We start from the raw sequence: 26545 nt of genomic DNA, 5'->3' as shown, positions 1-26545 counted from the left end.
AGAAAAAGATTATATAAATTATATAAGAAGGTTATATAAAATGTTATACAAGAAAAAGATTATATAAATTATATAAGAAGGTTATATAAAATGTTATACAAGAAAAAGATTATATAAATTATATAAGAAGGTTATATAAAAGGTTATACAAGAAGAAGACTATATAAATTATATAAGAAGGTTATATAAAAGGTTATACAAGAAGAAGACTATATAAATTATATAAGAAGGTTATATAAAATGTTATACAAGAAAAAGATTATATAAATTATATAAGAAGGTTATATAAAAGGTTATACAAGAAAAAGATTATATAAGTTATATAAGAAGGTTATATAAAATGTTATACAAGAAGAAGACTATATAAATTATATAAGAAGGTTATATAAAAGGCTATACAAGAAGAAGATTTATTAAGGATCCAAAGCCAAAGGTGAAGAATTATCAAATTTTTCAAATGTTTTTAAGGATGGCAGATTCCTTGGAGCTTCAAGGAGAGAATCTTTTTAAAGTTAATGCTTATCGACAAGCAGCTCAGGTCATCGTAAGTTTAACCGAAGATATTGAACATATCTGGAAGATGGGAAATTTACGAAAGATTCCTGGAGTAGGAGAAGGCATTGCTAAGAAGATTGACGAGTTTTTAAAGACCGGAAAGATGAGTAAGTACGAAGAGGCAATCTCGAATGTTCCAGAGACCTTAGTTAATCTTATGAAGATTCGAGGATTAGGATCCAAGTCTCTTAACTTGATCAATAGGGAATTAGGAGTGAAGGATTTAGACGATTTAAAGAGAGTAATTACTGATGGAAGGTTAGCTAATCTTCCTGGTATGGGAGAGCAAAAAGTTAAGAATATAAGTAAGGGGGTAGAGTGGTTTTTATCTACTCAGGATAGGGTATTATTAGGAATAGCTTATCCTTTAGTAGAAGAAACTATCCAGATGCTCAAAGAACAAGTAAGTCTGGAAAATATTACTCCCGCTGGTTCCCTGAGGAGAATGAAAGAAACAGTTGGGGATATTGATATCTTAGTTAGTGGCCATGATCAAAAGAAGATTGTAGAAGAATTTACTCATTTACCTAATGTAGTTCAGGTATTAGCTGGTGGTGAGACCAAAGGTTCTGTCGTGGTAAAACAAGGAGTTCAAATTGATTTACGGGTAGTGAAGAAAGGATCCTTTGGATCTGCCTTACAGTACTTTACCGGATCAAAACCCCATAATATAAAACTTCGCCTTATGGCTAAAGAAAAGGGATTAAAGATTAATGAATATGGGGTATTTAAAGGTGAAGAGAAAATAGCCGGTGAAACAGAAGAGGAAATTTATCAATGGACAGGTTTGCCTTGGATTCCTCCAGAGCTTCGAGAAGATAGAGGAGAAATAGAGTGGTCGTTAGGAAATAAGTCTTTGGAGATTGTTGACCAAAGAAATATTTTAGGCGACCTCCATCTTCACTCCTGTTGGAGTGATGGTGGTTTTACCATAGAGGAGATAGCTTTAAAAGCTAGGGAGTTTGGTTATAAGTATCTGGCTATTTGTGATCATTCTCAGTCGGTAAGATATGCTGGTGGGCTCACCGAGGATGAGCTTTGTCGACAGATTGATGAAATAAGAGAAGTTAATTTAAAGATACCAGAAATTAAGATCTTAGCGGGAAGTGAAGTTGATATAAAGTCTGACGGTTGTCTTGACTATCCAGATAAAATTTTAGAAAGATTAGATTTGGTGGTAGCTGCTATCCATACTGGATTTAAACAAGAGGTAACTAAGAGAATAATTAAGGCGATGGAAAATCCTTTGGTTAATATTATTGCTCATCCTACGGGAAGGTTAATTTCTAGCCGAGAAGGTTATGAGGTTAACCTGCCCGAGGTTATAGAAAGAGCAGTTTTAACTCAAACTTTTTTAGAGATAAATTCTTACTATGATCGATTAGATTTAAACGAGGTAAATTGTCGCAAGGCTAAAGAGTTAGGGGTAAAATTTTCTTTAGGTACAGATGCTCACCACTTAGATCAACTTTGGATGATGAAATTAGGTGTAGGAGTAGCCAGAAGAGGATGGCTAACGAAAGAAGATATCTTAAATACTTATGAGCTTGATGACTTAATGAGACTTTTAAGGATAAAGAAAAGATAGGATATATCAAGAGAATTGAAAGAAGTGGACATGGATCATCCTTTAAAGATAATCACTAAAAGCCCAAAAGAGACTAAGGATCTTGGCTTTAAGATAGGTAAAATATTAAAGAAGAGAGATGTTTTAATCTTAGTAGGGGAATTAGGGAGTGGTAAGACTACTTTTGTTCAAGGGGTAGCTAAAGGTTTAAAGGTAAGCGATTGTGTTTGTAGCCCTTCATTTACCATCGTCAACGAGTATCAAAAAAAAACCCCCTTATATCATATTGACTTATACCGTTTAGAGAAAGAGGAAGAGATAATTTCTGTTGGAATTGAGGAATATCTTTATGGAGAGGGAATTACGGTCATTGAGTGGGGAGAAAGAGTCAAGGATTTAATAAGTAACTTTGTAGAGATAAATTTTAGTTTTGTTAAAGAGAATATCAGGTCTTTAGAGTTTACTCTCTATGGAGAAAAAACTAAGGTTGAAGGATTAAAGAAGGTTTTTGGTGGAAAATAATTTGAGGTTTCAAGATGACGAAAAGTCATTTTGATATTCCTCGTTTTCTTTAATCTTTTTAGCTTTAAAAAACATACATTCTACTCCGCTTGATTCATAAACTACTTGATAAGGACATTTCTTAGTTTTAAATCCCAGCACCTTACAGGAATAAGGAAAATTTTTATCCCAGGTAATCTTAAAATAATTACATTTTTGACACTTATTAATGATACTCATATAAACTAGATCTATTATAGTAGTTGTTAACGAAAACCGGACATAGGAAATAATACCGAGCAATAAAAGATAAACTTATTTGTCCTCAAATTAATTTGCTCTAAGTCCGCAAGGCTGAAAATTCATCAACATTGCAGATATTTGAACCCGAGGAGATTTCAATTCAATTAAGAAATAAGAAAGAACTAATTTAACTACCCTGGTGATGATCCATGTGGGTATGAGGATGAATATGTATTTTGTCCTTATGTCGGTGGCTATGGATATGGACGAGATTATTTTCTTGGAGTAGTTTAGTATCTTGCAATATTACCTCCACTTTACCTGATTTAATTATTTTCCTGTTCGAGCCAAAAACATAAATAAAATCGGATATTTCTTCAACAATATGGAGGTCATGGGTTGAGGTAATAATCGTTTTGCCGGTATCGTTTGCCTGAATCAGTAAGTCAAGAATATGACGGGTCGTTAACGGATCAAGCCCTGCGGTCGGCTCATCTAAAAGAAGAATATCCGGATTTATAATCAAAGATGACGCTATGGCAACCTTACGTTTTTCTCCTATGCTTAACTGGTGTGGTGTCCTATTAAGCAAATCTTTAATATTCAAGATGGTTATGAGTTCATCAAACCGCTTTTTAATTTCCTCTTTTTCAATCCCCAGTTGCAATGGGCCAAAAAGAATGTCTTCTTGGACTGTCGGGCAAAATAACTGGACATCAGGGTTTTGAAAGACTAATCCCACACTGCGCCGAAAGTCAAGAGAGAAATCTTGCTTGCCAAAAGACTCTTCTTTTAACTCTTTCCCCCTGAACTTAATATTGCCCTTATCCGGAAAAATAAGTCCGTCCAAAAGATGTAGAAGCGTCGACTTACCCGAACCGTTGGCGCCTATAATGGCTAACTTCTGCCCTTCCTCTATAGTCATATCTATTCCGCAGACGGCTGGAAACTTACCGAGATAAGAAAAATAGACTTCTTTTAATTCAAAAATTACTTTACTCATGTTAATTTAAGTATAGCTATAAAAAATATCACTGTCAAGAATAGCCAGACCCAATCCCTTTTTTTAGTTTTGAAATCATCTAAAATGACGGGCTCTCCTGTCCACCCCCTTGAAAGCATAGCACTATAAACCGCCTCATTAAGATAATATGACCTATGCCAGAGGGAGGATATATTCCAGGCAACGATATGCTGTCCTTTTTTGTAGTGCAGTTGTCTCCCCACCCGGCTTTTAATGGCCAGATATGTATTCTCAACCACTTCTAAAAAAAGATAGATATAGCGGTAAGACATACCTAATGTCATAATAAAAACCTGTGGAATTCCAAAAATCCGCAAGACCTTGAGTAACGCGAAATGTTTTGTTGTTAAGCTAAGAAGAATAGCAAACGACACCGAGGACAGGACACGCGTAACGAATAATATTGCCCCAAATAACCCCTGCTGTGTAATAATAATTTTTGCACCGAGCATATTTACGACGAGCAATGCCTTCCCGGGTGTCCAAATACTAAATATCGCCGGAATAGCAATAAAAAAAGCAAATATCGGAATAAATATCCATGTCCTTTTTAAGAAAAATCCTAGATGAACATTGGAAAAATACGCCAGAACCAGGCATACGGTGTATAGACAAAGGCAAAGGGTAATGCTTTTTATGAGAAGTATCGTTATAAGAAACAAGATAAAGGTTATTACTTTTATTCGAGGGTCCAAAGATTGCAAGAATCCTTTTTTTGCCGCATATTCATCAACAAAAATGGACTCCTTCAGGAATGACAAGATACCCGTAATCGACCGCTCTATAAAATTATTGTTTTTTAACACTGAATTAATCGTCTTTTTTGGCTAATAATTTCCCTAGACCCATTACCGTGATAGCGATTACACCAATCCCTATGACAGCAGAGATGATATAGGCAAAACTTAGGTGTGTCAGCCCCTTTTCTTCCCAGCCCTCAAAGGCATAATCCGGCATAGGTGCCTTCCAGATACTGGCGAGCTTTTCGAGGCCTTGTGGAATGTAGCCTACGAGTTTTTGCATTTCATCGGCTCCCCATTCGCCCCAGGCCGAGCCTGCCTTAAAATGCTCTGGTAAGATAAGCCCAAGTGGAGAAAGGAGAATTAATATTGCCATTCCTATCCAAAGTTTAGTAGTAATTTTCATCAGTTTTTCCTTCCTTCTTCCAGCAGTTCCGGCGATTGCTTCTGTAAATATTTTATTACCAGGGCAGTTACAATTGCCTCCACCCAGCCGAAAAACAACAGGTGCTCCCCCAACATTACCGGTAAGGTAACATTTAATCCGTATGGGCAGTAGAGTGCTTGTCCGCTTGCTGTCTTATGAAGAAGTGGTTGAATACCAAACTCAAATCCGGTCAGTCCTGCGGCAAGATTAAGGGCTGCATAACCAGCTATCCCTGCGGCAATGACTCTTCTGTTTGAATCTTTGGGAGCGCTTCCACTAATTGCCTTATAGATATAATATCCAGCGAATGGAAGCACAAAAGCCATGTTAAAGCAATTAGCACCTATGGCGGTGATGCCTCCATCACCAAATAAGAGTGCCTGAATAACTAAAGCTACCGTTATGGCAATACAAGCTGCCCATGGTCCAAGGAGTATGGCCACGAGAACACCGCCTACCGCATGTCCGGTTGTTCCTCCCGGTATGGGCACATTAAACATCATGATCACAAAACTAAATGCCGCCCCTATGGCTAACATCGGCACTTGTTTTGCCTTGAGCGTTTTTTTAACAATCCTTGATGCCACTGCCCATATCGGCAGCATCGCCATATAAGAAACACCACAAGTTACAGGTCCTAAATACCCATCTGGTATATGCATTTTTACCTCCTTTAAAATTCAGTGGTTAAACCTATAGTCAAACCACTTTTGGGACTGTCATTGTTAAATCCAAACTGCAACCCTATATCAGAAGTTACCCCTTTAAAAGCTTGAAAATTTGTGCCAATTAATCCCATTAACAGGTTGTCTTCATTACCCATGACTTCAGCCACTAAGTTTAAATTCTCCTTAATAGCAGAATATTCTACGGCACCTGAATATGTAGTTATTCCCCTTTCTGTTACTTGTCCTGTAGCTTCAAAGCCTATATTAAGATGGCAAGTTAAAGAGCCAAATCCTTTGGAAAGAATCATATTCAACGTATAGGCCAAAACACCTACTTGATAACTAAAAGTTGAAGATAGGCCAGGTAGACCCTCTTTTTCCTTCAGCAAGGAAAACTTTACACCTAATTCTGCACTACCAAGACCTTTATTGGGTTTAATCTCATAAGGAAATGCGAGACCAAAATCCAATCTATCTGTCAGTCCATGCTTGAGCGATAAACCTGTTGTTTGGCTTTCTGTGTTATTTTGGTTTTTGGTGTAATCATATCCACGCTCCAATTCAAAGGTTCCCTTTTCAACAATGCCAGCATCATCAGTAGTAAGTGGTCTGGCTGCAAAGCTCTGCGAGGCAAGAAATAGCACCCCCAACATAATTATTAAAGTTTTTTTGAACATACAAAATCACCTCCTTTTCTTTTATATCACGTTACTTATTTTAAATAAGTAACGCAAACCCTAAAAAATGTCAAGTAATTTTTTAATACATTTTTAAAATTCGTGCTACTCACAAAACAAAAAAATAGCTTAAATCTCCTCTCCTGTTGTGGCCATGGTGAGGGTAGAGTGCTTGACGCCCTTAGTTGATTTTAACTTATTGGCAAGCTTCTTAATCTTTTCTGGCTCTCCTTTTGCGATAACTACCTCTAAGCAGTTATTATGATCTAAATGGGTGTGCTGGGAGGAGATGATTGTTTTATAAAAATCGTGCTGGATTTCAGTCAACTTATTTACCAATTCTCTTCTGTGGTGGTCATAGATTAAGGTGATTGCTCCAGCAACATTCCCCTGTCCTGCCCATTCTTCCTTAACCAGAACCTCTCCTATCAGGTCGGAGATGGCTTTAGATCTTGTCCGATAACCCTTTTCTTTGATATGTTCATCAAAGTTTGCCAAGAGTACTTCTTCTAATGATACACCAAAACGAATCAATCCCATCTTATATACCTGTTTAGTTAACATTAAAGAATCTGGAATCGCGAATTGCGAATCGTGAATTGAAAAATAAATTTTTTACTTCCTTTGGTTACGATTTTTAAAAATGCAACAAATTTATTGGAACGGAAAGAACCTGAGCTCACGGCGAACAAGCTCGCGACGTTCAGAACCTTCTACTCAACTCCAATGTTATGCTGCAATAGTCCCATCATCTTCTTCTTTCACCATCCTTAACAATGCATTGACAATAGCCACAGCTACAGAACTGCCGCCTTTTCTTCCTAATGAAGTAATAAACGGATACTTCATATGCAAAAGCACCTCTTTTGATTCAACGGCTTTGACAAAACCCACAGGCACACCAATAACAAGCTCAGGCTTGAAATCCGTATTCCTAATCAATTTCATTACCTTATAGAGTGCGGTTGGTGCATTACCGATAGCCACAATGCCGATGTCCCTCTTCTCCTGCATCGCTGATTCAATAGCCATCTCAGCCCTTGTCTTATTTTCTTCATCCTGCCTCCTGCATCCTTCCTCCTGCATCCTGCAAATAACTTCTCCTCCCCATTTATGGAGCAATCTCTTATTTATGCCTGCCTTCACCATCTCCACATCAACAAGGATATTCATCCCATTTTTTATGGCTCGTATTCCTGCCTCCACTGCCTCTGCAGCAAATCGCATATTTTTGGCAAATTCAAAATCACCTGTGGCATGAATAACCCTTTTAACAATCGGCAGTTCAATGTCCCTGAAGTTTGTTTCGCCCAGTTCCCCAGTGATTATCTCAAAACTCTTCTCCTCTATCTCATGCGGTTTAAGTATTTTCACCGGCTTGATGTCTTTCATTGCTCTTTCAAGGACAACCCTGGCGATATTTTCATGGACACCGAGGGGTTGCGTAAGGACAAACTCAATATCAGGGTATCTTTTTTGCGCTTCACCAATCATCTCAGTAAGGTCTTCCTCAAAGTGTCGGCCTTTATAAAGAAAATAAGGGTGGACAATTATCTTCCCGGCTCCGCTTGAGACACAGGCAGAAATAGCATCAAAAAAGTCAGGCTTCACAAATTGCAGGAAGGCTATCTCCACTATGGAAATATCCCCTAATTCCTTTACGAGCAATGCCATTTGTTTCAGTATTTTATTTGCCTCTGTAAGTCTTGAGCCATGTCCTAACAGGATTATTGCTTCCATTAAAATGGGTTCCTTACATTTTTGTACCTTCGCGGTTAATCTTTCTTAATCTCCAAAAACCAGCGATTATCTTTTAATACTTTTTCTCCAACCGTAAATTTAACCGGGTGTTTAAATATAGGGCCATCATAGACAAAGGTGTGGAATTCACCATCCTCGCCGCAGAGGTCAATATTACCAAGTGCCTTGAGTTCGGCTACGAATTCCTTATCTATTTGCCGGCCTAACCACTCCTTGCCTAAGTAATTAGCATTAGTTGTCACGACAATTGTTTTAAACCCGACATCTATAAACTCAGTTATTAATTCTTCCCGATTCCCTTTCCAGAGAGGTAAAATTGGGGTTATATCCATTTCAAGGCATACCCTTTCCACCCAATCCCTATGTACTTGAAGGTCAATGTCTCCAAAGATACCGGCATCAACACCCGTATCTTTCAACTCTAAAACCACCTTTTTGAATTCCTGTTCATAGGTATTCCCGGAGATAGCACCTCTGGCAGTAGCCTTCCTTTGAACAATAGGAATATCGATAGCAGAGGCTTGTGTTTTTAATAGTTCTACGCAAATCCCATGAGAGCGTGAATATTTACCATCCTCAGCCAGCATATTTAAAAGATGCGTAACTTCAATCTGTTGACCTTGCTGGGCTCTGTAAAGGGATAAGGTGCTATCTTTCCCGCCACTCCAACAACAAAATGCCTTTATCAATTTCTTTTTCCTTATTCTTGATTTGCGAAAATTTTAGATAGTCCCTAGATTAAAAACCTTCCCTGATCGTCTTGAGTCTAAGGTCTATCGTCTTCTTTAACTACTTTTTGCAAATCTGACTTATTTGAGTATAACCATTATATTAAGTATGTTTAAGCTTAAAAGTCAAGAGAAATTTAATAACTGAGGGTAATGGGTTAGTCATTAAATCTGGCCAGAAGTCTTAAATGTTTCTATGAAAATCGTAAAAAATTAGGTTGATCTGCTAGGTTAATCTGCTTTGTGAAATCCTATAATGAAAATTGCTGGAGGAAATTTGCTTGAATTAAACTATTTGGTATGTTAATCTTAGTCAAGTGAAAGGTAAGATGATGAATTTGGAAAGTGAATTAAAAGTAATTAGTCAAGGAGTGGTGGACTTAATCTCCCAAGAAGAATTATTAGATAAACTTAAAAAGTCTCACCAAGACCAGAGACCCTTAAGAGTAAAATTTGGTGTTGATCCTACAGCGTCAGATATCCACTTAGGGCATACCGTAATTCTTCGCAAACTTAAAATCTTTCAAGATTTAGGCCATCAAATTATCTTCTTAATTGGAGACTTTACTGCTCAAATTGGAGACCCCAGTGGCAAATCTCAAACTCGAGTTAAATTAACCCCCGAAGAAGTGACTAAGAATAGCCAAACTTATCAAGAGCAGGTATTTAAGATTTTAGACCCAAAAAAAACCCAGGTAATATACAATAGTAGTTGGCTTAAAGAAATGTCCTTACCTCAGATTATTGAACTTACCTCCTTTTACACTGTAGCCAGAATGTTAGAAAGGGATGATTTTAAGAATCGCTATAAGACTGGAAAAGAGATTACAATCTTAGAATTCTTATATCCTTTACTCCAAGGATATGATTCTGTAATCATTAAGGCTGATATAGAAATAGGTGGTAGTGAACAAAAATTTAATCTCTTGGTGGGTAGAGAACTACAAAGAGAGTATGGACAAAAACCACAGGTGGTAATGACTCTTCCTCTCTTAGAAGGAACTGATGGCTTTCGAAAGATGAGTAAGAGCTACAACAATTATATTAGCGTCTTAGAACCTCCTATAGAAATGTTTGGCCAGATTATGTCTATTCCTGATCACCTGATGTTAAAATACTATAAGCTTCTCACCGATATCAAAGAAGAAAACTTAATTAATTTAGAAAAAGATTTAGAGAAGGGCAAGCAACATCCCAAAGAAGTAAAGAAGAACTTAGCTAAGGAAATTGTCTCTTTTTATCACAGTTTCCAAGAAGCTACTTTAGCTGAAGAAGAATTTGAAAAAGTCTTTAAGTATAAAGAATTACCTAAAGAATTAGAAACATATCCAGTCAGTCAGGCTGATAAAAAGTTAGTCGATCTAATGGTCGAAAGTAAATTAACCAGCAGCAAAGGTGAAGCGAAAAGACTTATTTTGCAGAACGCCGTAAAATTGAATCAGGCTAAAATATCAGACATTGATTATGTCTTAGATCTAAAAGAAGAAGCTATCCTTCAAGTTGGTAAACGAAGATTTTTAAAATTAATTCCGGAGTCTAAAAATGAGCTTAAGAAATACTTGTTGTAAGTTAACCGCTCCATTACTTACCCCTATATTTAAAGGCTTTCAAAAAGACAAGATTATTATCCTGATGTATCATCGGATCTTAAATTTAAGCTTTAATTTTTCTTTTGACGAAGCATTAATCAGCGCTACTCCTCAGTCTTTTGAAACTCAGATGAGTTATCTTAAAAATAAATATGAGGTAATAAATTTTAACGATCTTCACTCCATTGTGCTCCATAAAGAAAAAATCCAAAGACCTAAAGTAATTATTACCTTCGATGATGGTTATTTAGACAACTATCTATATGCTTACCCTATCTTAAAAAGATATCGCCTCCCGGCTTTAATATTCTTGACCACCGATTATATCGAGGGCAAAAGAAAACTCTTTTGGTGGGATGAAGTAGCTTATTTAATTAAACAGACTAAAGAAACCTATATTGAGATAGATAAAATAGGGAGCTACTTTCTTGATTCTCCTGCTTTAAAAAAAGCCACCATTACTAAGATCCAAAGTATTTTTAAAAAAATAACCGAGGAAGAAAAAAATAAAGCTATGGATAGACTAAGAAATACTTGTCAGGTAGAGACAAATTGTTTAGAAAAGATGTTTCTTTCCTGGGAACAAGTAAAAGAAATGAGTAAAGATAACATTAGCTTTGGAGCTCATACTTGTTCTCATGTTATTGCCAGTAAGGTCTCTTTGGCTAAAGCCAAAGAAGAGATAGTTTGTTCCAAGAAGATCATTGAAGAACAAATAAACCAAGAAGTAAAGGTATTTGCTTATCCTAATGGTAAAAAAGATGATTATAATCAAGAGATCATCAAGATACTCCAAGAGAATAAATTTCATTACGCTGTTTTAACTATAGATGGCTTAAACAGCGTAGAAAGTATTGCTAAAAATCCATATACTTTAAGAAGAGTAGGCCTGCGAAGTTATGATCATCTTGACTACCTTAAACTTCAACTTTGTGGAGCTTTAGTTAAGGCAAGAAAGATTAGAGATACTTTCTTTAATAAAGAGAGGGTTCTTTGAAAGTCTTAATCACTGATGCTAAACTTAATAGTACTCTGGCTACGGTGAGGTCATTAGGCAGATTAGGCCTAAAGATTATTGCGGGAGACGAGACCAAAAATGCCATCTCTTTCTTTTCCCGCTATGTTTACCAAAGATTTATTTATCCTCATCCCTTAGAAAATCCCCAAGGATTTTTAGAAGAGGTCTTAAATCTCATCAGATTAAAAAGAGTAGGACTTATTATTCCGATGACTGATTATACCCTCCTCTTATTCTCTAAATATAGAGATAAGTTTCCTCCTTGGGCCATTCTTCCCATTCCAGAATTTGAAACCATTGGTAAAGTAGTAAATAAGAAAAAAACCTTTCAAATCGCTAAGGAATTAAACATCTCTACCCCTAACACCATTTTTGTTAATTCTTTAGATGAGCTTCCTCAAGTAGCTTACCACCTTAATTATCCTGTGGTCATTAAATCAAGCCATGCTTCTTATCTTGATGAAGAAAATAACCAAATTATTAGGGGAAAAATACTATATGCTTACCATCCTTTAGAATTAATAGAAAAGTATCTCCATCTTCATCAACATTCTCCCTATCCCTTAATCCAAGAGTTTATCGAAGGGGAAGGTTATGGATTCTTTACCATTTTAGATAAAGAAGGAAATTCATATGCCCAAGCTTCTCACCATCGAATTAGAGAAGCTAATCCTACCGGTTCGGCAAGTTGTCTTTGTGAAAGTATCCCTGTTGATAAGGCCATGAAAAAAGAAGCTTTAGTCTTACTAAAAGCTATTGGTTGGTGGGGACCCGCCATGGTTGAATTTAAACAAGATATCAAGGATAAAAAATTTAAGTTAATGGAGGTAAATGGCCGTCTCTGGGGTTCTCTTTCTTTGTTTATCCATGCTCAACTGGACTATCCTAAACTATTTTATAAATTAGCCTTAGGAGAAAAGATTCCCCGCCTGAGAAATTATAAAATAGGTATTAAATGTCGTGATTTAAGAGGTGATATTAATCATTTAGTTCAAGTATTAAAAGGTCCTCCTAAAGACTGGAGCTTTTCTTATCCCAAAAGGACAAAGACCATTATTGACTTTTTAAGGTTCCGGGAAAAAGATTTAAGATACTACAATTTTTATCCCCAAGACATCGCTCCAGCTGTAATAGACATTCTTCAATGTCTTGCTACTTTATTTAAAAATTTTGCTAAAAAGATCTTCCATGGAATATAGCCAAGATCTTTTAATTAAGAAATTATCACCTCACCTTCACCTCTTTAATCTCCTCAAAGATATAATCTCTCCTCAAGAAAAAATCTACTTAGTAGGTGGAAGTATTAGAGATTTGCTTTTATCAAGAAAGGTGATGGATCTTGACTTAGTTACCTTCAATAACCCTCTTCCTTTGGTTAAGCAACTAAGCCAGCTTTTAAAAGGAAGCTTTTTTAAGATTAAAGAAAACAGTTATCGTCTTGTCTATAAAGAAGGCCATCTGACTAAGAAGATAGACTTTTCTAAAGTTAAAGAAAGCTCTTTTTTAGAAAACTTAAGAGATCGTGATTTTACGGTCAATGCCATGGGCATAGAAATCAGTAACCTTATGCTGATTGATCCTTTTGAAGGAAGGAAAGATTTAAAACAAAAAAATTTAAAGGTAGTTAATCCTTCTTCTTTTCTTGATGATCCTTTAAGACTACTAAGAGCCATTCGTTTAAAAGCTCAACTAAGATTTAAGTTAGACCCCCAGACTGAAGAATTCTTAATTAAATCAGCTCCAAGAATAAAAGAAGTTGCTTCGGAAAGAATTATTAATGAGCTTAGTTTAATCTTAGAGAAAAAAGATGCTTACTCTTCGATCAAAGAATTAAAGGAATTAAATCTATTAGTTCAGATTATTCCTGAGTTGGCCTTCTTTAAGAATGATTTATTTAACAGTCAAGATATTGAGACACACTTGCTTAATTCTTTAAAAGAATTAGAAGAGATCTTAGGAAATCTTGCCTGGTATTTTCCAGATTATCAAAAAAATATAAAAAGTTTTTTAAGAAAGAAATATTCTTGTGGAAGAAGTAACCTTGTCTTGCTCAAGTTAGCTGTCTTGCTTCACGATATTGGCAAGCCCCTTGCCAGATCTTTTGATCAAGCCGGAAAGATTTGCTTTTTTGGCCATCAAGGAATAGGTCAAACTCTCTCTTATGCAATCAGTAAACGTTTAGCTTTAAGCAACCAGGAAACTGAAGATTTAGGTCAAATTATTAAACATCATATGCAGATAGGCTACCTTTCTAATAGTAAAGAGCTAAGCCATAAAGCTTTATGGCGTTTTTATAAAAGAGTTAACCATAACTTAATAAATACAGTCTTACTTTCTTTGGCTGATAAAAAAGAAACACATAGCCAAAGATATAAGGTTAATTTTGAAACACACCTAAAATTAGCTTCACTCTTAATCCATAAATATTTGACTAAAGACAAAGTATTTAACCCCCCTTCTTTAGTTACTGGAGATGATTTAATTCAATCCTTTAATCTCACTCCAGGTCCTGTCTTTAAAGTTTTATTAAACGAGGTTAAAAAGACTTACTTAGAAGGAACGATCAAAAACAAGAGAGAAGCCTTAGAATATTTAGAAAGATATCTTTTTCAGACCAAGCTTTAGACCTTGTTTTTTATCATAAAAATAACTTGCACTTATCTTTTAAGTGCCTTATAATATTTCTAAAATTTATAAAAAATATGTTTAAAAATGTTTAAAATTTTAGTCTATTTAACTTTAAGTTTATTGATTTTAACTTCTTCTTTATTGGCCCAAGGAAATGTTTCTCCGATAGTTAATAGCGAGGGAGAAAAACTTACTTTCTCTGTTAATTATATGGGTATGCCTGTAGGTAGAAGCCTGATGACCTTCTCTAAGGAGAATACCCCTGATACTTATTCTATAGAAGTCAAAACTCAATCTTTTCCTTTTTTTTCTTTATTCTACCAAGTAGAGGATCGGATTAAATCAACTATTAATAATCAATTTCAAACATGTAAGTTTGAAAAGTATTTACAAGAAGGAAACTATACTAAAAATGAAACTATTATTTTTGACCATCAAGAGAATTTAGCTTATGTCAATAAACATCCAGTTAAGATTCCTACGTTAATCTACGATCCTTTATCGGCCTTATACCAGATCCGTCAACAAGAATTAATTATTGGAAATTCAAGCTATTTAAATGTCATTTCTTCTGAAACTATATATAAATTAGAAATAGAAGTCTTAAAAAAAGAAAGATTATATACCTTATTTGGAGAAATTAGCACCATTGTCATCAAGCCTAAAATGTTATTCGAAGGCATCTTTAAGCATTGCGGAGAAATCTTAATTTGGCTTACTGATGACTCTTTTAAGATTCCTGTCTTAATAAAGAGCAAGATTCCTCTTGGTTCTATTTATGCTGTTTTAATAAAGAGAGAGATTCCTTTAAAATAAGAAAAAGTTTATGAAATTTGAACCTTTAAATTTAAGCAAAATAAAGACCTATCCTTTAAAAGAGAGAAAGAATAAGGTCAAGATTAAAGATTTTATTAATCTAAACTTATTTTATAAAGATTTTTTAAGCTACTTAAGTTCGCTACCTTCTATCTTGGCAGCTAATGATTTAAAAGAAGTGGTAAATTTAATCTTCAAAGCCTATGAGCATAAAAAACCAGTCATACTGGCCATGGGAGCCCATGTCATTAAATGCGGGCTTTCTCCCTTGATTATCGAATTAATGAAGAAAGGGATTGTTACCGCTATTGCTTTAAATGGGGCGGGAGCTATTCATGATTTTGAAATCTCTCTGATTGGAGAAACTTCAGAAGATGTAGCTGAAAATATTACTTCCGGTGTCTTTGGTATGGCGGAAGAATCTACCCAATTACTTAATGAAGCCATAAGTAATTGCTTGGGAAAAAAGCTTGGTTTAGGGCAAGTCATTGCTGAAAAGATTGAAGTACTTGACAATCCCTATAAAGAATACAGTATCTTATATCAAGGTTTTAAACTTCAAATTCCAGTAACTATCCATGTGGCTATTGGGACCGATATTATTCATCAACATAAAAACTGTAATGGAGCTGCCTTAGGAGAAGGAAGTCTTCATGATTTTAAGATCTTTGCTCGTCAAATTACTAAATTAGGAGATGGAGGAGTTTATTTAAATATTGGTTCAGCCGTAATCTTACCTGAAGTCTTTTTAAAGGCCCTTACTGTTGCTCGTAATTTAGGTTATCAAGTTAACAACTTTACCACCATCAATTTAGATAAAGAATCTCATTACCGACCAAGAGTAAATGTGGTTCAACGTCCTACTCAAGAAGGAGGTAAGGGTTATTCTTTAATTGGGCATCATGAAATTATGATCCCTTTATTAGCCAGAGCTGTTTTAGAAAAGATAGCTTTATCTTAACTTTGGCTAAATCAAGAAAGAAAGGTGGCTCAAAAAATGAAAGAAGAGATTGTTCAAGAGATCAACGAAAGTTGCCAAGTAAAGAAAGATCTTCCCATAGATAAAATAGAAAAAATAGCTCAGGAGATTATCAAGGCTTATCAAGGTCATAAAAAAGTACTCTTATTTGGTAATGGAGGAAGCGCGGCTGATGCTCAACATCTGGCTGGAGAATTAGTGGGTAGATTTAAATTAGAAAGAAGCTCTTTACCAGCCATTGCCTTAACCACCGACACCTCTATCTTAACCGCTATTGGCAATGATTATGGTTATGATTATGTCTTTGCTCGTCAAGTGGAAGGGTTAGCCCAAGAAGGAGATATTGCCATTGGTATTAGTACCAGTGGCCATTCTCCTAATGTTTGCCAAGCTATAGAAAAAGCTAAAGAGATGAAAGTTTTTACCATTGGTTTAGCTGGAAAAGATGGAGGTAAGTTAAAAGATATTACTGATTTGTGTCTCGTCGTACCTTCTTTTAATACCCCTCGCATCCAAGAATCTCATATTACCATTGGGCATATTATTTGTAATTTAGTAGAAAAAGCTTTATTTTCTTGAGTAGGAGGATGGATGAAAAATTTATCTGAAATAATTAATCGTTTTAAAGAAATCAATGTCTTGGTTGTTGGGGATGTAATGATGGATGAATTTGTTTGGGGAGAAGTAACTCGGATCTCTCCTGAGGCTCCGGTACCTATCGTCGAAGTAGTTTCTCAAAGCTTTATCCCTGGTGGGGCAGCTAATGTAGCTAATAATATTATGAGTTTAGGTGGAAAAGTAGCTTTAATAGGAGTAATTGGCAATGATGGTATCGGGAGAAAACTTTCTTTTGAGTTAGGCATTAAGCATATTTCTGTAGATAAATTAGTGGTTGATTACGAAAGACCTACCATCTTAAAGAGTAGGATTATCGCTTCTCAGCAACAAATAGTCCGAGTAGATAAAGAATTAAGAAAGCCTATTGGAGAAGAGATAGAAGCCAAAGTAATAGCTAATATCGAAGAACAGATGGCTGAAGTAAATATAATTGTCATTTCTGACTACGGAAAAGGAGTTATTACTAAAAACTTAGTCGAAAAAATAGTCAATCTCTCCCAAAGGGACCATAAAAAAGTTATCGTTGACCCTAAGGTTGAAAACTACTTAGAGTATAAAGAGATTACTTTAATCACTCCTAATTTAAAAGAAGCTTCTGAAATGAGCAAGATTAATATTAAGAGTTTGGAAGACTTGGTTGCGGCTGGAGATAAAATCTTAAATGATTTAAGCTGTAAAGTGGCTGTAATTACCCGAGGAAAAGAAGGGATGTCAATCTTTGAAAAAGAAAAAACAGCTATTCATATTCCTACGATTGCTAAAGAAGTATATGATGTCGCCGGAGCAGGTGATACCGTAGTTAGCGTGATGGCCTTAGCCTTAGCTTTAGACTTAGACTTTGTTAATGCGGCTATTTTAGCTAATTGTGCAGCTGGGATTGTGGTGGGCAAGACAGGAACAGCGACAGTTACTCCTTTGGAACTGACAGCTAATATTGAAACTATCTCCCAACTAAGATCAGTAGTAGCAAAACAAAGAGGCAATGGCCAATAAAGCTGTTTTTTTAGATCGAGATGGCACTTTAAATTATGACTATGGCTATATAAAATCCCCCCAAGAGTTAAAACTTCTTCCTCAAGTAGAGCTTTCTTTGAAATTACTGAAGAAATATAACTTTAAGATAATTATTGTTTCTAATCAATCGGGAGTAGCCAGAGGATATCTGAATATTTCTCAGGCAAACTTAATTAATCAATGCTTAAAAGAAGAATTATTTAAACTTAACATCTCAATAGATGGCACTTACCTTTGCCCTCATTATCTTGAGGGCAAAGTCAAAAAGTATAAGATTGACTGTTCTTGCCGTAAACCAAAACCAGGTATGCTTTATCAAGCTAAAGAGAAATATAATCTTGATCTTAAACAGTGCTTCTTAATTGGAGATAAAATTTCAGATATTGGAGCTGGTTTTAATGCTGGTTGCAAGACGGTCTTAGTCCTTACCGGATATGGAAGCGAAGAATTAAAGAAAAGAGAAGAATGGACCTACCAGCCTGATTATATTGCTGATAATTTATATCTGGCAGCTACTTGGATAACTAACTATGGTTCAAAAGAAGATTAAAAGAAGATTAAAGAGATAAAGAGCTAATTCCTTTAGATAATTAACTATTACTTGGATAATTAACTATGGTTCAAAAGAAGATTAAAGAGATAAAAGAGCTAATTCCTCTGGTTGAAAAACACAAAAAAGAAGGAAAGAAGATTGTTTTTACTAATGGTTGTTTTGATATCCTTCATTTAGGGCATATTAGATATTTAAGTGAAGCTAAAAAACAAGGAGATATCCTGATTGTGGCTGTAAATAGTGATAGTTCTATCAAGAAACTTAAAGGAGACCATCGCCCTTTATATCCTCAAGATGCTCGAGCAGAAGCGTTAGCTTCTTTATTATTTGTAGATTATGTGATCATCTTTTACGAACTTGATCCTTATAGAATTATCTCTCAAATTATCCCTCATGTTTTAGTCAAAGGAGGAGATTACCAGATTGAGGAAATCGTAGGCAGGGATATTGTTGATATTCATGGAGGGAAAGTCATTACCATTCCTGAAGTAGCAGGATTCTCGACTACTGAATTAATCAAGACCATTCTCCAAAGATATAAATAAAATGAAGGTTGTGGGAATAATTCCAGCCAGGTATAATTCTACTCGCTTTCCAGGCAAACCTATAGTCGATCTTTTAGGTAAGCCTATGATTCAACATGTATACGAGAATGCCCTTAAAGCATCTTTATTGGACGAACTCATCATTGCAACTGATGATCAGAGAATTTTAGAAGTAGCCAAAAACTTTACAGAAAAAGTAGTCTTAACTTCCTACCAACATAAGTCTGGAACAGACCGGATTGCTGAAGTGATTAAAGATTTAGACTTTGAGATCGTGGTTAATATCCAAGGAGATGAGCCTTTAATTTCTCCTTTAGCCATTAATGAGGTAGTGAATCCTTTTTTTAACTATCAAGACCTAAAGATGACTACTTTAAAATGCCCAATAAAGAATCAAGAAGAGCTAATTAATCCTAATATAGTAAAAGTAGTCACTAACAAAGGTGACTATGCTTTATATTTTTCTCGATCTATTATTCCTTACCAGTTTCCTTCTCATCCTTTGGGTGTCAACTATTATAAACATTTGGGCCTATATGCTTATCGCAAAAAATTTCTTTTGGAACTCACTAATCTACCTCCCAGTAAGTTAGAAGAAGATGAAAAATTAGAGCAGCTTAGAGTTTTAGAAAATGGTTACTCCATGCTGGTTATTGAAACTAAGTATGAATCATTAAGTGTCGACATCCCAGAAGATTTACCAAAAATAGTAGCAAGATTGAGGAGGGGTAATGGCTAAATATATTTTTATTACCGGAGGAGTAATCTCTTCCTTAGGAAAAGGAATTGCGGTGGCTTCTATTGGAAATATCATGGAAAGTCGAGGATATAAGGTTAATTTGCTAAAGCTTGATCCTTATATTAATGTCGATCCAGGTACCTTAAGCCCTTATCAACATGGAGAAGTCTATGTAACCGAAGATGGAACAGAAACAGATTTAGACTTAGGCCATTATGAAAGGTTTACTACTGTTTCCACCGGTAGAGAAAACAACTATACTACTGGCAAAATATATTATCAGGTGATTACCAAAGAAAGAAGGGGGGATTATCTGGGAGAAACGGTGCAAGTAGTCCCTCATATTACCAACGAAATTAAGAACTGCATTACTAATTTAGGCAATAAGGAAGGAGTAGATCTGGTCATTATAGAGATTGGAGGCACGGTAGGTGACATCGAAAGTCTTCCTTTTTTAGAAGCTATCCGTCAACTTCGTAACGATATAGGCAAAGATAATACTGCTTATCTTCACCTCACCTATATTCCTTATATCACCGGATCTAATGAGTTAAAGACCAAACCCACTCAACATAGCGTTAAAGAGCTTCGCGAAATTGGTATTCAACCCGATATCTTATTATGTCGAACTAAAATTCCTCTTTCAGAAGAAACAAAAGCTAAGATTGCTCTGTTTTGTGATGTCCAAAAAGAAGCCGTGATCTCAGCTAATGATGTCTCCAGTATCTATGAAGTACCTTTAGTCTTTGAAGACCAAAATTTAGGAGATCTAATTTCCTCTACCCTAAACTTAAATAATCAAAAAAATGATTTAACTTCTTGGAAAAAGTTAGTAGAAATTATAAAAAATCCATTATTTGAAGTTTCTATTGGCGTAGTAGGAAAATATGTCCAACTTCAAGATTCTTATAAAAGCATTCACGAAGCTTTAATCCACGGCGGAATTATTAATCATTGTCAAGTTAAAGTTAAATTAATCAATGCCGAAGATTATCAAGATAAAAGTAGCTTTGAAAAACAATTAAGAGAAGTAGATGGAATTTTAGTACCAGGAGGGTTTGGCGACCGAGGAATTGAGGGCAAAATAATATCAATTAAATTTGCTCGTGAAAACAAGATTCCTTTTTTTGGCATCTGTTTGGGACTTCAATGTGCCATTATTGAAATCTCTCAAAACTTACTAAATTTAAAAGAAGCTCAAAGCAGTGAATTTAATCCCGAGACACCTTATTCTGTTATCTACCTCTTACCTAGTCAAAAAAATTTAGAAAATTTAGGTGGAACAATGCGTTTAGGTGCTTATCCTTGCCAGATCAAAGAAGATACTTTAGCTTATCAAGCTTACCAAACTTCCTTGGTCTTGGAAAGACATCGCCATCGTTATGAAGTCAATAATCAATACTTAGAAGTTTTAAAAAAAGTAGGGCTTGTCTTTAGCGGCTTATACCTAAAAGAAGATTTAGTCGAGGTGATTGAGCTTAAAGATCACCCCTGGTTTTTAGCAACTCAATTTCATCCCGAGTTTAAGTCTAGGCCGGCTTCCCCTCATCCTCTCTTTAAAGATTTTATAAAAGCTTCCCTTAAAAAGAGAAATCATGGAGACTAAAGAAATAACCATTGCTAATCTTAAGATAGGTAAAAATAATCCCTTGGTCCTGATAGCCGGACCTTGTGTCATTGAAGATGAAGAAAGTTGTCTAAAAACAGCTAAGAAAATAAAAGAGATTACCCAAGAGTTAAGCATACCTTTCATCTTTAAATCTTCTTATGATAAGGCTAATCGAAGCTCCGTCAACTCTTATCGAGGTCCAGGGCTTTTAAAAGGACTGGCGGTCTTAAAAAAGATTAAATCTAAATTGAACTTGCCCATTATGACCGATGTTCACTGCGTTAATGAAGTCAAGAAAGTTGCTAAAGTAGTTGATATTATTCAAATTCCTGCTTTTTTATGCCGACAAACTAACCTTATTATGGAAGTAGCTAAGACTAAAAGAGTAATCAATGTCAAAAAAGGTCAATTTCTTTCTCCTCTGGAAACAAAGAATATCATTCTTAAGATTACTTCTACCGAAAACAACCAGATTCTTATTACCGAGAGAGGAACTTTTTTTGGATACCATAACTTAGTGGTCGATTTTCGGAGTATTCCTATCATGCAAAACTTTGGCTACCCAGTAATCTTTGATGCGACCCATAGTGTTCAGCTTCCAGGAGGAAAGGGAGACTGTTCTGCCGGAGAAAGGGAATTTGTTAAGTATCTGGCTAAGGCTGCGGTAGCAGTAGGATGTGATGGTTTATTTTTAGAAGTCCATCCAGATCCTTCTCAAGCCTTATGCGATGGTCCTAATATGATTAACTTAGAGGAACTTTATGGCTTACTAAAAGAAGTTAAAGCTTTAGCAGACTTAGCTTTATCTTTCTACCCTTCGAAAGATAAAAGAAGATGAAGCTTATTTATTCTCTTAATCATTATTATACCACCTCTATAAATACAAAGTTTAAGTGTCAAAGTTGTGGCAGTTGCTGTCTGGGGTGGGAGATAAATATTGACGAAAATACTTATCAAAAGCTTTCTAATTACTTTAAAGAACATCCTCTGCCTTATTCTTCGGATCAACCTCTATTTATTGTTTCAGAAGATAGTAAAAAAGTTAAAAATAGTTTAATTAATGGTCGTTGTATTTTTTTAGAAGAAGATAACTTATGTTATATTCATAGAAATTTAGGCAAACAAGCTAAAAGCGAGGTATGTCTTACTTACCCTAATATATGTGTTCCTACCTCCAGGGGTATATTTAATACTCTTTCTTTTTCTTGCCCAGCAGCAGCAAGATTATTAGACCATCAAGAACCTTTTAGTTTTGAATTACTTCAACATGGTTCTACCATCAAGCCAGATAAAGAATTAAACTTCCACGGAGAAGAAAAGATACCTTGGAATTTATACTTCTTAATAGAAGAATATTTAATGAATTTAATCGAAAAAGAAGCCTATCCTTTTGAAGAGAAAATAGTCTTAGGAAACTTTCTTCTTTGGGGAATCTACAATGAGTTTATTAAGCTAAACCATAAAGAATATAAGCCTCTTAAAGAAAGATTAGAAGAGTTAAAAAAAGAAGGCTATCAAACTTTAGCTCGATCTTTAAAAAATCTTCCTTCTTCCGTGCATATTCAATTAAAATTCTTAATTACTCTATTAAAAAAAAGATTAGAGATGAGCAAAGGTGAACTTTTTGCTCATAATAAGCTGATAGATATTACGAATTTAATTTCTAAAAATTTTGATTTAGAAGAAGATTTAAGTAAATTTAACTCCAGGCAAGCTATTAAGTATAGCCGTAATTATCGAAATGATTATCTCCCTCATCTTAACGAGATAAACCATATCTTTAAAAACTTCTTTCTCTATAAGATCTTTGGAAAAGAAATTGTAATTAAACATGGAATTATTAAGGGTTACCAGATCGTCTTAATCTTATACGCTCTGATGCGCTTTTATTGTATGGCTTTATGGGCAGACAAGTTTTGTGATGAGGATGTCTTTAAAGCCATCTCTTTTATAGAAAGGTATTATAGTCATTCTCCAGGAATATTAGATTTTTGGAAGACAGCAGACAAAACAGGGCTAATGAGTGAACCCTTATTTGCTCATATCTTAATTCAAATATAAGAAATAACGTTCAGATATAGTAGTTATTAACGAAAACCGGACATAGGAAATAATACCGAGCAATAAAAGATAAACTTGTTTGCCCTCAAATTAATTTGCTCTAGGTCAAATTTTCATTAATAAGTGCTATATCAGCCAGATAATAGCTATCAACATTCAGTTATTACGTTGACTACGATACTTGATGGCTGAACGCTTTCTATGAAAAGAGGTGTTACTTTGTCTCTTAAAGTAGCTAAAAAAGTCTTAAAGATAGAAGCAGAAGCCATTCTTAATTTAAGAAAAAAGCTTAGCCAAAATTTTTTAGAAGCCGTAGAAGTGATGTTTCTTTGTAAAGGAAAGATTATTATTACCGGGGTAGGTAAATCTGGAATTATTGGCAAAAAGATGGCGGCTACTTTAACCAGTACTGGAACTCCTTCCTTCTTTCTTCACTCTGCTGAGGGCTTGCATGGTGATTTAGGAATTATTGAAAAAAAAGATGTTGTTTTAGCGATCTCTAATAGTGGAGAAGCTAAAGAAATTATAGAGATTATTCCTTTTCTGAAAAGGTTAGGAGTAAAACTTATCGGCATAACTAGTCAACCTCATTCTACTTTAGCTAAAAGTAGCGATATGGTCTTAGATGTTGGTGTAGAAAAAGAAGCTTGCTCTTTAAATCTTGCTCCTACGGCAAGCTCTACGGCTACCTTAGCCTTAGGAGATGCTTTAGCCATTACCCTCTTAGAAAAGAAAAATTTCAAAGAAAAAGACTTTGCTTTGCTTCATCCGGGAGGAAGTTTAGGTAGAAAACTTTTCTTTAAGATAGCTGATTTAATGCATATTTATCAAGATGTTCCTAAAGTCTTTACCACTACTTTGATGAAAGACACTTTATTAGAGATGTCTTTTAAGAAATTAGGCTTTACTTGTGTAGTCGATCAAAAAGAAAGTTTAGTAGGCATTATTACCGATGGAGATTTAAGACGACTTTTAGAAAAGACTCAAAATATTTGGCCTCTTCAGGCTGCTGAAGTAATGGTTAAAAATCCTAAAACCATTTTAAAAGAAGACTTAGCCGCTAAGGCAGTAGCCATCATGGAAAAACACTCCATTACTTCATTAATTATTGTGGATCAATCTAAAAAAGTAATTGGCGTTATTCATCTTCACGATTTGCTTAAAGCTGGTGTGGTTTAAAATATATAAATAGTGATGGGCAAAGTTTTTATTATTATCGTTACTCTATTAGTAATTACCTTTTTCTGGGCTTTTATATTTTTTGATAAAGACCAAGAAAAATATTTAAAAAAGGATCTTTTACCTGTAGTTAGTATTAATGGATTTCTCTTAACGGAGACCTATAAAGAAAAAAAGATATGGGAAATAAAGGCAGCTTTGGCTCAAGTCTTTAAAGAAGAGGCTCAATTAAAAGAGGTCAAGGTTAAATTCTTCATAGAAGATGGTAATTTTTATACCATCAAAGCTAATCAAGGTAGCATTAACCTGGTTACTAAAAACTTTACTTTATTGGGAAAAACAGTAGTTACTTCAAGTAAAAACCTAAACCTACAAACAGATCTCTTAAATTGGGATAGTCAAAAAAAGTTAATTTATAATAGTTCTCCTATTAAGATCATCCAAGATAAGATTACAATTACCGGAAATGGATTAAAATTATGGCCGGCTGGAGAAATAACTGAAATTTTAGGAAATGTAAGGGTGGTTATAGAAAATGACTAAAAATTTTCTTCTCTTGATCATCTTATCTTTAACCTTATTTTTTTCTTTTCCTTTAAAAGCAGAAAAAAAATCTGAAAAGACTAAAAAAGAGACAGTTCCTATTATTATCACTTCTGAACAAGCTATCTGGGATAATAAAAAGGAGATTACTACTTTAACTGAAAAGGTCGTGGTCATTAGAGGAGCAGATCATTTTCTGGCTAATAAGATGGAAATATGGGGTAATTTTAATGATCTTAAAAAGATTATTGGCTATGAAGACATTAAGATTTTAAATCAAGAAGAACAAGTGAATCTTACAGGAAGTTACTTTGAATATGATAAAGAAAAAGATTACGCTTTGGTCACTGGAAATCCTGTCTTAATTTCAGAAAAAGATAAATTAGAGATAACTTCTCAGAAGATGGAAAAGTACTTTAAAGATTATTTATTTATAGCTATCGGAAAAGTTAAGGTAAAAAAAGAAGATACCAGAGCCACGGGCGAAAAGTTACATTTTTTTGAAAAAGAAAAAAAGGCTATTTTAACTGGATCCCCCCAGCTATTTCAAGAAAAGAATACTTTTTCTGGAGAAAAGATTGTTTTTTATCTTAATGAAGATAAAGTAGAAGTTTATGGAAAAGTTAAATCTACGGTCTATTTAGAGGAAAAGACTAAAAAATGAAGAATAATATTTTAATGGTTGAAGATATATCTAAGACTTACCACGGGCGGAAAGTAGTCAATAAAGTCAGCATTAAAGTAGAACAAGGAGAAATAGTGGGACTTTTAGGTCCTAATGGAGCTGGAAAAACAACTACTTTTTATATCATGGTTGGGCTAATTTCATCTGATCACGGACAGGTAAAGATTAATGACTTAGATATTACTAAATTTCCTATGTATAAAAGAGCTCGCTTGGGTGTAGGCTACCTTCCTCAAGAACCTTCTATATTTCAAGGATTAACGGTAGAAGAAAATATTCTTTCTATCTTAGAAATGCTTCATCTTCCTCGCCAGAAAAGAATGGACAAGTTAAACCAAGTTTTAAAAGAATTTAAGATTGAGCATCTCTCCAAGCAAAAAGCTTATACTTTATCAGGGGGAGAAAGAAGAAGAACAGAAATAGCCAGGCTTTTTGTGACCTCTCCTTGTTTTATCCTTTTAGATGAACCTTTTTTAGGCGTTGATCCTATTGCTGTCTTTGATATTCAACAGATAATTATAAATTTAAAGAATAAAGGTTTAGGTATCTTAATTACTGACCATAGCGTCAGAGAAACTCTCCAAATCACAGATCAAGCTTATATTATGCATGAAGGTAAAGTCTTAATCTCTGGCTCCTCCTCGGAGCTGGTCAACAACCCTAAAGCAAGGGAAATTTACTTAGGAGAACATTTTACCCTTTAAAAAGAGAACTCAATAGGAGAGGTACCGAAGTGGTCGTAACGGGGCCGTCTCGAAAGCGGCTTGGGGGCTAATCACTCTCACGTGGGTTCGAATCCCACCCTCTCCGCCAGTTAGGAAATGAAGCAATTGGCTCGCCCTCTGCGAGGGCTCGCCAGCCGATTTTAGGTGCAAATTGGAATTTTTTATCTTTCAAAATGAAGTTCGAGCCGATATTTTTTAGAAATGCTCGGATTCCTTGATTGTCGCTTTGCGACAAAAGAATTTTGGCTTGGCTACTGGCTAAAATCATTTCTTTCATCGGTTCGAGCCAATTATTTCCTTTTTGTTCAAAATCCCTTATCTTTCCCAAAATGTCCTGCTTTTCGTTAAGCAGT

30 protein-coding genes and 1 tRNA gene are annotated in these 26545 nt (G+C 35.0%); 21 read left to right on the top strand and 10 right to left on the bottom strand.

The genetic code is table 11. The features are described from left to right. Positions 1 to 433 precede the first annotated feature (433 nt). Together polX and tsaE are read left to right on the top strand one after the other, a co-directional pair. Entirely contained in the window at positions 434 to 2143 is a 1710-nt protein-coding gene (gene polX / locus KJ849_07470; GenBank protein MBU2600398.1) for a DNA polymerase/3'-5' exonuclease PolX, read from the top strand. A 15-nt stretch (positions 2144 to 2158) separates the two neighbouring features. After that, positions 2159 to 2644 carry a tRNA (adenosine(37)-N6)-threonylcarbamoyltransferase complex ATPase subunit type 1 TsaE gene (gene tsaE / locus KJ849_07465; GenBank protein ID MBU2600397.1) on the top strand — a complete coding sequence of 162 codons (486 nt, stop codon included), beginning with the start codon at positions 2159 to 2161 and terminating at the stop codon, positions 2642 to 2644. 9 nt (positions 2645 to 2653) lie between these two features. Here tsaE and KJ849_07460 read toward each other — a convergent pair whose 3' ends face one another. From KJ849_07460 to KJ849_07420, 9 genes are all read right to left on the bottom strand, one after another. Further along, positions 2654 to 2863, bottom strand: a complete 210-nt coding sequence (locus KJ849_07460; GenBank protein MBU2600396.1) for a uracil-DNA glycosylase — start codon at positions 2861 to 2863, stop codon at positions 2654 to 2656. Positions 2864 to 3053: 190 nt separating this feature from the next. Then, positions 3054 to 3869, bottom strand: coding sequence for an energy-coupling factor ABC transporter ATP-binding protein (locus KJ849_07455; protein ID MBU2600395.1), 816 nt, complete (start codon positions 3867 to 3869; stop codon positions 3054 to 3056). After that, positions 3866 to 4696 (bottom strand): cobalt ECF transporter T component CbiQ, encoded by an 831-nt coding sequence (gene cbiQ, locus KJ849_07450; protein MBU2600394.1) that lies wholly within the window; start codon positions 4694 to 4696, stop codon positions 3866 to 3868. The genes KJ849_07455 and cbiQ overlap by 4 nt, the downstream gene beginning before the upstream one ends. A gap of 4 nt (positions 4697 to 4700) precedes the next feature. Further along, positions 4701 to 5036, bottom strand: a complete 336-nt coding sequence (locus tag KJ849_07445; GenBank protein MBU2600393.1) for a PDGLE domain-containing protein — start codon at positions 5034 to 5036, stop codon at positions 4701 to 4703. Continuing rightward, the gene (gene cbiM, locus KJ849_07440; GenBank protein ID MBU2600392.1) at positions 5036 to 5719 is read right to left on the bottom strand and encodes a cobalt transporter CbiM; all 684 of its coding nucleotides are present in this window, start codon (positions 5717 to 5719) and stop codon (positions 5036 to 5038) included. Before cbiM ends, KJ849_07445 begins: the two co-directional genes overlap by 1 nt. Positions 5720 to 5730: 11 nt before the next feature. Continuing rightward, positions 5731 to 6402, bottom strand: coding sequence for a hypothetical protein (locus tag KJ849_07435; GenBank protein MBU2600391.1), 672 nt, complete (start codon positions 6400 to 6402; stop codon positions 5731 to 5733). Between the two features lie 129 nt (positions 6403 to 6531). Continuing rightward, positions 6532 to 6942: a nickel-responsive transcriptional regulator NikR gene (gene nikR / locus KJ849_07430; protein ID MBU2600390.1), complete on the bottom strand. Its 411-nt coding sequence runs from the start codon at positions 6940 to 6942 to the stop codon at positions 6532 to 6534. 189 nt (positions 6943 to 7131) lie between these two features. Then, positions 7132 to 8142: a precorrin-8X methylmutase gene (locus KJ849_07425; GenBank protein ID MBU2600389.1), complete on the bottom strand. Its 1011-nt coding sequence runs from the start codon at positions 8140 to 8142 to the stop codon at positions 7132 to 7134. A gap of 35 nt (positions 8143 to 8177) precedes the next feature. Beyond that, on the bottom strand, positions 8178 to 8852 hold the full coding sequence (locus KJ849_07420; GenBank protein MBU2600388.1) for a diphthine--ammonia ligase: 675 nt from the start codon (positions 8850 to 8852) through the stop codon (positions 8178 to 8180). 368 nt (positions 8853 to 9220) lie between these two features. On the opposite strand from KJ849_07420, the gene KJ849_07415 reads away from it, so the two are divergent. The 19 genes from KJ849_07415 to KJ849_07325 all read left to right on the top strand — a co-directional run bounded on the left by KJ849_07415 (position 9221) and on the right by KJ849_07325 (position 26280). Beyond that, the gene (locus tag KJ849_07415) at positions 9221 to 10459 is read left to right on the top strand and encodes a tyrosine--tRNA ligase (GenBank protein MBU2600387.1); all 1239 of its coding nucleotides are present in this window, start codon (positions 9221 to 9223) and stop codon (positions 10457 to 10459) included. After that, entirely contained in the window at positions 10434 to 11477 is a 1044-nt protein-coding gene (locus KJ849_07410) for a polysaccharide deacetylase family protein (protein MBU2600386.1), read from the top strand. Before KJ849_07415 ends, KJ849_07410 begins: the two co-directional genes overlap by 26 nt. Further along, positions 11474 to 12697 carry a hypothetical protein gene (locus KJ849_07405; protein ID MBU2600385.1) on the top strand — a complete coding sequence of 408 codons (1224 nt, stop codon included), beginning with the start codon at positions 11474 to 11476 and terminating at the stop codon, positions 12695 to 12697. Before KJ849_07410 ends, KJ849_07405 begins: the two co-directional genes overlap by 4 nt. Beyond that, positions 12687 to 14123 carry an HD domain-containing protein gene (locus KJ849_07400; GenBank protein ID MBU2600384.1) on the top strand — a complete coding sequence of 479 codons (1437 nt, stop codon included), beginning with the start codon at positions 12687 to 12689 and terminating at the stop codon, positions 14121 to 14123. The genes KJ849_07405 and KJ849_07400 overlap by 11 nt, the downstream gene beginning before the upstream one ends. An 87-nt stretch (positions 14124 to 14210) precedes the next feature. Continuing rightward, entirely contained in the window at positions 14211 to 14942 is a 732-nt protein-coding gene (locus KJ849_07395; GenBank protein ID MBU2600383.1) for a DUF3108 domain-containing protein, read from the top strand. Between the two features lie 10 nt (positions 14943 to 14952). Next, on the top strand, positions 14953 to 15903 hold the full coding sequence (locus KJ849_07390; protein MBU2600382.1) for a hypothetical protein: 951 nt from the start codon (positions 14953 to 14955) through the stop codon (positions 15901 to 15903). 36 nt (positions 15904 to 15939) lie between these two features. Then, the gene (gmhA, locus tag KJ849_07385; protein ID MBU2600381.1) at positions 15940 to 16500 is read left to right on the top strand and encodes a D-sedoheptulose 7-phosphate isomerase; all 561 of its coding nucleotides are present in this window, start codon (positions 15940 to 15942) and stop codon (positions 16498 to 16500) included. A gap of 12 nt (positions 16501 to 16512) precedes the next feature. Further along, positions 16513 to 17532 (top strand): D-glycero-beta-D-manno-heptose-7-phosphate kinase, encoded by a 1020-nt coding sequence (gene rfaE1, locus KJ849_07380; protein ID MBU2600380.1) that lies wholly within the window; start codon positions 16513 to 16515, stop codon positions 17530 to 17532. Continuing rightward, positions 17522 to 18103 carry an HAD family hydrolase gene (locus KJ849_07375; protein ID MBU2600379.1) on the top strand — a complete coding sequence of 194 codons (582 nt, stop codon included), beginning with the start codon at positions 17522 to 17524 and terminating at the stop codon, positions 18101 to 18103. Before rfaE1 ends, KJ849_07375 begins: the two co-directional genes overlap by 11 nt. A 65-nt stretch (positions 18104 to 18168) precedes the next feature. Continuing rightward, positions 18169 to 18651: a D-glycero-beta-D-manno-heptose 1-phosphate adenylyltransferase gene (gene rfaE2 / locus KJ849_07370; GenBank protein ID MBU2600378.1), complete on the top strand. Its 483-nt coding sequence runs from the start codon at positions 18169 to 18171 to the stop codon at positions 18649 to 18651. A 1-nt stretch (position 18652) separates the two neighbouring features. Then, positions 18653 to 19390, top strand: a complete 738-nt coding sequence (kdsB, locus tag KJ849_07365; protein ID MBU2600377.1) for a 3-deoxy-manno-octulosonate cytidylyltransferase — start codon at positions 18653 to 18655, stop codon at positions 19388 to 19390. Continuing rightward, positions 19383 to 20996: a CTP synthase gene (locus KJ849_07360; protein MBU2600376.1), complete on the top strand. Its 1614-nt coding sequence runs from the start codon at positions 19383 to 19385 to the stop codon at positions 20994 to 20996. The genes kdsB and KJ849_07360 overlap by 8 nt, the downstream gene beginning before the upstream one ends. Next, the gene (gene kdsA / locus KJ849_07355) at positions 20986 to 21837 is read left to right on the top strand and encodes a 3-deoxy-8-phosphooctulonate synthase (protein MBU2600375.1); all 852 of its coding nucleotides are present in this window, start codon (positions 20986 to 20988) and stop codon (positions 21835 to 21837) included. Before KJ849_07360 ends, kdsA begins: the two co-directional genes overlap by 11 nt. Continuing rightward, positions 21834 to 23060 (top strand): flagellin lysine-N-methylase, encoded by a 1227-nt coding sequence (fliB, locus tag KJ849_07350; GenBank protein ID MBU2600374.1) that lies wholly within the window; start codon positions 21834 to 21836, stop codon positions 23058 to 23060. The genes kdsA and fliB overlap by 4 nt, the downstream gene beginning before the upstream one ends. A gap of 201 nt (positions 23061 to 23261) precedes the next feature. Continuing rightward, positions 23262 to 24239, top strand: coding sequence for a KpsF/GutQ family sugar-phosphate isomerase (locus KJ849_07345; GenBank protein ID MBU2600373.1), 978 nt, complete (start codon positions 23262 to 23264; stop codon positions 24237 to 24239). A 12-nt stretch (positions 24240 to 24251) separates the two neighbouring features. After that, positions 24252 to 24782: an LPS export ABC transporter periplasmic protein LptC gene (lptC, locus tag KJ849_07340; protein MBU2600372.1), complete on the top strand. Its 531-nt coding sequence runs from the start codon at positions 24252 to 24254 to the stop codon at positions 24780 to 24782. Next, positions 24775 to 25446 (top strand): hypothetical protein, encoded by a 672-nt coding sequence (locus KJ849_07335; GenBank protein ID MBU2600371.1) that lies wholly within the window; start codon positions 24775 to 24777, stop codon positions 25444 to 25446. Before lptC ends, KJ849_07335 begins: the two co-directional genes overlap by 8 nt. Then, entirely contained in the window at positions 25443 to 26171 is a 729-nt protein-coding gene (lptB, locus tag KJ849_07330) for an LPS export ABC transporter ATP-binding protein (GenBank protein ID MBU2600370.1), read from the top strand. The genes KJ849_07335 and lptB overlap by 4 nt, the downstream gene beginning before the upstream one ends. Before the next feature lie 15 nt (positions 26172 to 26186). After that, positions 26187 to 26280 (top strand) — tRNA-Ser (locus KJ849_07325). Here KJ849_07325 and KJ849_07320 read toward each other — a convergent pair. Next, positions 26239 to 26545, bottom strand: a 307-nt coding sequence (locus KJ849_07320) for a hypothetical protein (GenBank protein ID MBU2600369.1), incomplete at its 5' end; no start/stop codon positions are given. The genes KJ849_07325 and KJ849_07320 overlap by 42 nt on opposite strands.

This window comes from bacterium (assembly GCA_018830565.1).
In the GTDB taxonomy this organism is placed as follows: domain Bacteria; phylum UBA9089; class JAHJRX01; order JAHJRX01; family JAHJRX01; genus JAHJRX01.
This window is presented reverse-complemented; position numbering and strand designations above follow the sequence as displayed.